Annotated in this window: 6 protein-coding genes; 2 read left to right on the forward strand and 4 right to left on the reverse strand. The window is 72.3% G+C overall.

Annotation, left to right across the window (positions count from 1 at the left end; translation table 11 throughout):
* Nucleotides 1-1,189: PD-(D/E)XK nuclease family protein (locus tag QM624_RS02415; RefSeq protein WP_415088512.1), on the forward strand; the 1,189-nt coding region annotated here is incomplete at its 5' end.
* The gene (gene recD, locus QM624_RS02420) at nucleotides 1,186-2,943 is read left to right on the forward strand and encodes an exodeoxyribonuclease V subunit alpha (RefSeq protein WP_415088513.1); all 1,758 of its coding nucleotides are present in this window, start codon (nucleotides 1,186-1,188) and stop codon (nucleotides 2,941-2,943) included. The genes QM624_RS02415 and recD, both read left to right, overlap by 4 nt.
* A 12-nt stretch (nucleotides 2,944-2,955) precedes the next feature.
* Here the strand turns inward: recD and QM624_RS02425 are convergent, their stop codons facing one another.
* The 4 genes from QM624_RS02425 to QM624_RS02440 all read right to left on the reverse strand — a co-directional run.
* Entirely contained in the window at nucleotides 2,956-5,292 is a 2,337-nt protein-coding gene (locus tag QM624_RS02425) for a FlgD immunoglobulin-like domain containing protein (protein WP_415088514.1), read from the reverse strand.
* 106 nt (nucleotides 5,293-5,398) lie between these two features.
* The gene (locus QM624_RS02430) at nucleotides 5,399-6,904 is read right to left on the reverse strand and encodes a glycosyltransferase family 39 protein (protein ID WP_415088515.1); all 1,506 of its coding nucleotides are present in this window, start codon (nucleotides 6,902-6,904) and stop codon (nucleotides 5,399-5,401) included.
* A 10-nt stretch (nucleotides 6,905-6,914) separates the two neighbouring features.
* On the reverse strand, nucleotides 6,915-8,327 hold the full coding sequence (locus tag QM624_RS02435) for a hypothetical protein (protein WP_415088516.1): 1,413 nt from the start codon (nucleotides 8,325-8,327) through the stop codon (nucleotides 6,915-6,917).
* Nucleotides 8,320-8,792 (reverse strand): RNA polymerase sigma factor (locus tag QM624_RS02440; protein WP_415088517.1); only part of this gene is annotated, 473 nt, incomplete at its 5' end. The genes QM624_RS02435 and QM624_RS02440, both read right to left, overlap by 8 nt.

The raw sequence follows: 8,792 nt of genomic DNA on the forward strand, positions 1-8,792 counted from the left end.
CTGGTGGGCGCGCACCCCGCACACCCCCCGCTCCGCGCTGCAGCGGGTGCTCTACCGGGACCGCGAGCGGCTGCCGGCAGCGCCGGCGGCCGGCTATCCGCTCGACCGCGCACCGGGCGGCCTCTCCCCCGCCGACCTGCCATGGCTGCGTGAGGCCCGGGCGGTGGCGGTGCAGCCCGTCGAGCCCGGTGCACCCGCACCGCTCCGCGGTGACACCGGCTCGGTTCCGATGCTGCGGGCACTGAGCTTCGACCGCACCGTCGACCCGGACTGGCGCCGAACCTCGTATTCGGGGTTGACCGCCGGGGTGCATGCCGAGGCGCCGCTGCTGGCCGACGAACCGGAGCAGACCGAATCGATCGTGCCGTCGGCGTTCGACACCGCTCCTTCGCCGATGAGCGATCTGCCGGGCGGCACCCAGTTCGGCACCCTGGTGCACGCCCTGTTCGAGCAGGTCGATCCGGGCCCCGACGAGGACGCCCTGCGTGCCGGGCTGCGTACGGCCGCCGCGGAGTGGTTGCCCCGCTTCCCGCTGCCCGGCGTCACCCCGGCCGGGCTGGCGGACGCCCTGGTGCCGGCCTTCATGACGCCGCTGGGGCCGCTGACCGACCACCGCAGCCTCGCCCAACTCCCGGTCGGCGACCGGCTGGCGGAGCTCAACTTCGACCTGCCGATGGCGCCCAGCACCGCCTTCACCCTGGGCGATCTGGCCGAGCTGATGCGGGTCCATCTCTCCCCCGACGATCCGCTGGTCGGCTACCCGGCATTGCTCGCCGACCCGGTGCTGGCCGTCCAGCCGTTGAAGGGGTTCCTAACCGGCAGCATCGATGCCGTGTTCCGGGTGGGTGCGCCGGCCGAGCCGCGGTTCGTGGTCGTCGACTACAAGACCAACCGGCTGGGCGGTGAGGAGCTCACTCTCGGTCACTACGCGCAGGGGCCGATGGTCGCCGCCATGTGTGCCTCCCACTACCCGTTGCAGGCGTTGTTGTACTGCGTCGCGCTGCACCGCTTCCTGGCCGGACGCCTCGACGGCTATCGACCCGAGGTACACCTGGGTGGGGTGCTCTACCTGTTCGTGCGCGGCATGGGTGGGCCGACCTCAGGGCCGGACACCGGGGTGTTCGCCTGGCAGCCGCCGGCGTCCTTAGTGGAGGAACTGTCCCGACGGCTGGGAGGTGTCGAGAAGTGACCGATCCGGCATTGTCGATCGCCGCGTCCGGGCTGGTCGGCGAGTTCCACGCCCTCGGCGTCCTGGACTGGGCCGACCTGCATCCGGCCCGGCAGATCACCCGGCTGTACCGGGAGAGCGACGAACGGGTGCAACTGGCGACCGCGTTCACCGTCCGGGCCCTGCGGGCCGGCTCGGTGTGCCTCGAACTCGACCGGGTGCGCAACGGCGTCACCGGACGCGACGACGAGCTGGTCGAGATCCCGGATGAGCTCTGGCCCGACCCGGACGGCTGGCTCGCCGCGCTGCGGCACAGCCCGGCGGTGGCGCACGGCAGCGACGGCGACGTCACCCGGCCGCTGCGACTGATCGACCACAAGCTGTACCTGACCCGCTACTGGGAACAGGAGGAGCAGGTCAGGCTCAGCCTGCAGCGCCGCACCTTGACCCGTCCGGCCGAGGTCGACCCCGTTCTCCTCGACACCTGGCTCGACGAACTCTTCCCACCACCGGACGCCGACCCCGACCAGCGCCGCGCCGCCGCCCAGGTGGCCACCTCGGGTGTCACCGTGCTGGCCGGCGGCCCCGGGACCGGAAAGACCACCACCATCGCCCGCATCCTGGCCCTGCTGTTCCGGCAGGGGGTGCAACGCGTGGCGCTGACCGCGCCGACCGGCAAGGCGGCGGCCCGGATGGACGAAGCCCTGCGGCAGGCGGCCGATGCCCTGCCGGCCGATGTCGCCAACCGGGTGGGCGGGCTTACCGCCAGCACCCTGCACCGGCTGTTGGGTGCCCAGCCGCATCGGCGTCCGGCCTTCCGGCACAACAGGGACAACCCGTTGCCGCACGACGTGGTGATCGTGGACGAGTTGTCGATGGTGTCGCTGACGATGATGGCCCGGCTCACCGAAGCACTCGGCGACCGGACCCGGCTGGTGCTGGTCGGCGATCCCGACCAGTTGAGCTCGGTGGGTGCCGGCGCGGTGTTGAGCGATCTCACTCAGGCGTCCTGGCGCGGCACCGAGGGCCACAGCCCGGTGGTTCGGCTGCGACGCAACTATCGCTTCACCGGGGTGCTGGGCGAACTCGCCGAAGCGGTCCGTTCCGGTGATGCCGGCACCGTGCTCGCGCTGGCCACCGCGGGCCATCCGCAACTCACCCTCACCGCGCCCGACCAGCCGCAGGATGAACTGCGTGCCCGAGTGGTGCACCTCGGCCGCGACATCCACCGCTCCGCGCTCGCCGGCGATGCTGCGACGGCCCTGCGGCTGCTCGACCGGCACCGGCTGCTGTGCGCGCATCGGCACGGCCCGCATGGCGCCACGACCTGGGCCCGGCAGGCGGAGTTCTGGCTGCGTGCCTCGGTGGCCGGGTTCGGCGCCGAGGGCGACTGGTACGCCGGGCGTCCCGTGCTGGTCACCACCAACCAACCCGACTGGGGCCTCTACAACGGTGACACCGGCGTCGTGCTGACCGGCACCGGACGCCCCCTGGTGCACTTCGCCGGCGGCGCCACCCGTCCGCTCAGCCCGGAACTGCTAGGCCCGATCCAGTCGGTGGACGCCCTCACTGTGCACAAGTCCCAGGGCAGCCAGTTCTCGGCGGTCACCCTGGTGCTGCCCGACGTGCAATCGCCGCTGCTCACCCGCGAGTTGCTCTACACCGCCGTCACCCGGGCCCGCGACGCCGTCCACCTGATCGGGACGCCGGAGGCGCTGAGGGCCGCCGTCGAACGGACCGCACGCCGCGCGTCCGGGCTGCGGGAACGGCTGTAACAGCCGTTGAGTTCAGCCGGCGGCGGTGACGGTGCCGGTCGCCGGGCCGCTGCCGTCGACGGCGGTGGCGGCACCGCTGCCGTCGGCGCCTTCGACGCTCAGCGTCCAGTGGTACCTACCGGGCGGCACCTTCTTGCCGGAGGCGTCCGTGCCGTCCCAGGCCGGGCCGCGGATCGAGCCCTGTGCGGAGGCCCGGGTGGGCAGGGTCCGGACCAGCGTGCCGTCGGCTCGCCGGATCTCGATGCTGCCGGCCCGCACCGCCTGGGTCAGGTCGAACTGCGGACGCCACACCGCACCACGCGCGAAAGTGGGTGGAGCGATCACTCCCAGCAGGCGTGGCGCCGACATCTGCAGGCCACTCAGTTCGGCCACCCGGACCCCGGTTTCGTCGGTCCAGGCCACGGTGCGCCCACCGTCGGTGCTGACCGCACCGCGACCGGCCTGGGTGAGCGGCAGGGTGCCTGAACCGTCCAGGGCCCGGATCTCCGTCGTCGTCGCGGTGGTCACCGCGGCCCACCCGTCGCCGACTGCAGTCACCTCGTCATCGCCGGTCACAGTGATGCCGGCCCCGGTCCGGCGGTTGTAGATCAGCTGGTCGTAACCGCCACCCTCCCGGTAGCCGGCCACCACCCAGTCCTTCCAGGCCAGCCAACCGTCGTCGCGGTAGCTGCGGCCCTCCGGCTGCGGCAACTCCAAGGGCACCGGTTCGGCGTCCGGGCGCTCCAGGTCACGGATCTGGAACGTGCGTGAGGCGGAGTCTTCGGTTCCGGACGCCTCGACGACCTGGCTGCCGAACAACGCCAGCACCTTGTCGCTGTCGTAGCGGGTGCCGTCCACCCGCAGCACCCGCTCGCCGACCAGGGCGTACGGCCCGCTGAGCGTCCGCAGCCAGGAACCGCGGCCGGCCGGGAAGCTGCCGATCCGCTTTCCGCCGTCGTAGCAGTCGATCCTGGTGGTGCCGCGGCGTCCGGGCCGGCCGCGTTGCGCCACCGTCCGAGCCGCGGAGGCGCGCACCGCCACCACCCGGCGGTCGGTGAGCGGTGCGGCGGCGCCGAGGCCCTTCTCGCCGAGCGTCCGGGTCCACACCGACCGCTGGACGCCCGCCGGGTTGCTGAAGGCGTCCTGCTGATAGGTGATGCGGCCGGTGGCCAGCACCCCGTCCAGCGCATGGGCAGCCACCGCGGGGGCGCTGAACAGCGGGCTCGGGGTGCCGCTCCGATTCACCTCGGCCGCCATCCTCACGCCCGCCCGGTCGGTGACCAGCGCCATCGGCTGCCCACTGTCGCGCAGCGGCAACCACTGCCACCGTTGGCCGGAGCCGCCGACCGCGCTGGCCCGGCCCTCACGGACCAGCCACTGCCGCGTGCCGCCGCCGGAGCGCCGCACCAGATAGACCTGCGTCGCGCCGATCGAGGTGGTCAGCCGCGCGTCGTACCGCGAGCGGCGATAGTCACCGTCGGTCAGCTTCGTGCACGTCGCGTCGCGCGGGGTCTCGACGTTCACCCGGCAGGCCCGCAGCGTCGTCGTGGTGCCCACCAGATAGTGGATGGTGAAGGCGCTGACGTCCATCGCGAGCAGACCGGGAATGCGATATGCCTTGCCGGCGACACCACTCGTGGTCGGGGCGATGTTCAGGTAGCCGTAGTTGCCGGTGGTCGAATAGCCCAGCCGGACGGCGGTTGCACCGTCCTTGGTCAGTGCGGTGCGGAGCCCGTCCAGCCGCGGCGTGGCGGCGAAGTTCGGCGTCAGCTGCTCCACCCGGCCGTCGCCGAAACGGAGGATCCGGCCGTCGCTGAGCACCATCGTGGTGCCCACGTAGTCGACGGGATAGAGCGGTTCAGCCTCGCCGCCGGGCACCATCGCCGGCAGGTCGAGGGGGTAGAAGGTCAGCTCGCCAGTGTCGGGATCCCAGCGCTGCAACCCCCGGTAGCCGCTGCCCTCCTCAGCCGGCACGAGGCCGGCGAAGGTCCCCTGATAGCCGATGTACGAGCCGAAGGACGGCCCGCCGCCGCGCTGCAGGTCGGCGCGGACGACCATCTCGGCGGGGAGTTCCTGCCAGCTTCGCCCGTTGTCGGCCGAGTACCGTCCGGGCGCCTGGTCGCCGGCGATGATGAACCGGTCCGCCGTCCCGGCAACCACCTGGAGCCGGCCGGGAACGTGCAGATCGGGCACGGAACTGACCGGTCCCAGCGTCGGTGCCGCCGGGCCGTTCCCTCCCACTGACGGCACGGGGGTGGAATGCGGGGCGGACGGCTCGAAGCCGCAGGCGGTCAGCACGACGGTCAACAGCAGCGCCACCAGTCCCGCCACCGGTCGGCGGAAGGTTGGCCGAGGGGGGTGTGATGACACGCAATGCTCCTTATCGTGCCGAGCCTGGTCCGAATCTAGTGCCCCCGGCACCAGTCCCCCGGCCACCGACCTCCGGCCGCTGCGCGAGCCTCCACCGGACCGGCGCTCACGACGGCTCCCGCACCTGGTAGCGCCCCACGCCGCCGATCACCGGCCACGATTCGATCCGCGCCCGTAGCTCCGGCTCGAAGCTCTTCGGCGACCGGGACACCAGGACGGCGCTGTGCCCGCTCGCCAGGTAGTCGACGAGTTCCCGCTGGTAGCGATGCCGGGTGGCCGCCGGCGAGGCGTCCGTTCCCTGGCCGGCGAAGCGGTAGCCCAGCGGGTCCACCACGACCGGGCAGCCGCGGGCGATGTTGCGACGCAGCGTGTTGGTCAGCACCAACACCGCGGTCCGGTCGGTGGTGACGCAGCCCGGCCGTCCGTCCAGCAGCGCCGTCAGCCGTGCCGCCGGGAACCGCGTCCCGGTGCTGGAACTGAGCAGCGCCAGGACTCCGCCGAGCAGCACCGCGGCGATTCCGGCCGCCACTATCACCCGTAGCCAGCCGGCAGTCATCCGCCGCCAGAGCAGCCCAGCGACGTTGCCGTGGAGCAGGCACAGTGGGGCTGCGACGAACGCCGCATAGTGCGGGTACCAGAGCGGCCCGGCCAGCAGCACCGCTGTGCCGGCGACGGCGAGGGCGGCGTGCAGCCGTCCGGCCGGCGTCCGGCAGGCGACAACGATCGCGGCCACGGTGAGCAGCGCCGCAACCACCATGGCGACGGTGCCCACCGTCCCGGTGACCGGGCCCATCCCGAGCAGCGAGCGCAACCGGAACTGCCAGTCGTGGTCGTCACGTGGACGGCCGAGCTGGGCGAAGACGATGAGCTGCAGCCAGTTCGGTGCCGCGATCGCGAACGGTGGCATCACCAGCCCGATCACCCCGGCTGCGCCGGCCAGCACACCGGCCGCGAGCCGGACGCCGTGACTCACCAGCAACCAGACCAGCACCACAGCCAGCGGCACCAGACCCCACAGCTTCACCAGGGCGCCGTAGCCGAGCAGTGTCCCCGCCAGCACCACCCAGCCCAGCGGCTCGCGACGCGCACCGATCCGTTCCAGCAGCAACAACGCCGCCAGGAGCAGCAGCGTCGCCAGTCCTTCCAGCCGGACGTCATGCTCGACGTACCAGGCCGGGTACCAACCGGCGTACAGGCCGGCACCCACCAGTGCCGCCGTCCGGCCGCGGCGGTACAGGATCAGGTAGATCAGCGCGGCGTTGACCGCGCCCATCGCCATCCACGCCAGCCGTGCCCCCGCCATTCCAATCGGGTCGCCGGCCAGCTCGCCGAGTTCGGTGAACGGGAACAGGGCCAGCAGCACGCCGGGCGGATGCAGCAGCAGGAAGTCCCGATAGGGCAGCTTCCCGGTGCCGAGCGCGGCCGCAGCCCCGTAGTAGACGAACGGATCGTAACTGCCGCGCCCGGTGAGGCCGCCGCCGCGCAGCACGGGAACCAACCGGACGACGAAGGCAATCCCGGCGATCACCAGCATCGGCCAGTGCCGACCGAGCCAGGAAGTACCGCTGCTGACCAAACCCGACCGGTCGCGCGTACTGACGCGTGCTGCCATCATCGAGCCCTCAGCCGACCCGTGCGTTGCTGGCATCGATGGCCGCCTGATCGAGTGGCGTAGCCAGCTCGGCGAGCGGCCGGGCGGACAACCCCCAGCAGTTGCGCGGGGCGGCGCGCTGGCACTGCAGGGCGGTACCGACCCAGCCCAGCTGCACGTTGCCCGCTTCGGGAGCCGGCAGCGGCGCGATCGCCAGCCAGCTCTGCCGGTCGGGCCGGTACAGGTAGCCGTTGGCGTTCACATAGCCGGACGCCTGCGCGCCGTAGTAGCGCAACGCCCATCCGGCGTCGCTGGGCGTCTGGCTGATCAGTGGTCCCGCCGGATGCGGCGCGACCACGGTCTGCCAGCGAGCCTGACTGAGGTCCACCGCCAGGCCGGTGGTGGCCCGCGGGTCGCTCGCCGGAATGCCCTGGCCCGCGGGGTCGGCAGGCGGATTGAAGTAGGCCGTGCCGTCCGCGGTGAGTTGCGCGGCGCCCAGTTCGGCACCGGTGCCGGCATGCTCGGTCAGCTCGGCGAATCTGCCGGTCGCCGGATCCCAGTCGGTCAGCACGATGCCGCCGCTCGGCAGCCGGGTGTCCAGCAGCACCCGCTCGCCGGCGGCCAGGTTCACCCGGAGCGGTGCCACCGACAGCCGGGTTCGGCCCCCGCCCGGTTGGACCGCTCCGGAGGTCCAGCGGCGATCAGCGAAGCTGAAGCGGTGGTAGCCGATCGGGGCACCGGACGCCTCGTCGCTCTGGTCGAGGCAGAAGATGCCCTCATCGAGCCCGACCGGGGTGCAGCCGCTCTCGTCGGGCAATCCGGCGTCGTGGAAAGCGCTCCAGGCGTTGTCGACGGTGTCGTAGCCGTACAGCTCCATCCGGTCGCCGGTGGCTTTGGCGCCGGCGTCGATCATCACGTAGATCCGGCTGCCGGAGGCGAACGCGTAGCTCGCCGCACACTGCCGGCCGCGACTCGGACCGTCGGCGAGTTGCTGCCACAGATCGGCGCCGGGTTGGTAGCGGTAGCCGTCCAGCCGGCAGGTTCCGTCCGTGCTCCGGCCGGCCAGCAGGTACACCGAACCGTTCAGGCTGACCTGTGCGTAGCGGTCCACGTCCACCGGAGCCGGCAGTCGCGGCGTCCACAGCGGCGCGGTGGACGCCTGCACCGGGCCCGCGGACGGCGTTGCGCTGGCCGGGACCGCGGTCACCGGCCCTGGGGCCAACTGCCCGATGATCAGTTGGGTCGCCCCCACCACCACGGCGACAGCGGCCGCCGCGGCCAGCAGCCACCGGTTCCGCCGGGACCGGACCGGCGTCGGCCGGGGCTGTTGCAGTTCGTCGAGCCGAAAGGGCTGGAAGTCGGTTCGGGCCACCTCGTCGCGGAAGTGGCGCCGCAGCGCGTCCTCCAACTCGCTCCGGCCGGTGAAGGGATCGTCGTCAGCCATCGCTCCCCCTCTCGGCCTCGCGGCGCAGATCGCCGAGCGCTCGGTGCACCAAGGAGCGCGCACTGGCCTCGGTGCAGTCCAGGACTTCGCCGATCTCGGCGTAGCTGCACTCTTCCCAGTAGCGCAGCACCAGCGCGGCCCGGCGGCGGCCGGTCAGCCGGCCGGTGAGCGCGCCGAGGTAGATCGAGTCGAACACCCGGCTGTCGCTGGGCACGGCCTCGTCACGCACCTCGGCGACCACGACTTCGCGGCGGCGTTTGCGCCAGCGCGAGACGTTGGCGTTGACGATGCTGCGCCGCAGATAGCCGGCCGGGTTGCCGGTGCCGCGGATGGTGTGCCATTGCCGCATGGCGCCGAGCAGCGCGTCCTGGACGGCGTCGCGGGCGTCCTCGGGATTGCCGATCACCAGGTAGGCGAACTGCTGCAAGCCGACCGAGTGCTCGTGCACGAACCGTTCGAAGTCGA

The sequence above is a fragment of the Micropruina sp. genome (genome assembly GCF_047606365.1).
GTDB lineage: Bacteria > Actinomycetota > Actinomycetes > Propionibacteriales > Propionibacteriaceae > Micropruina.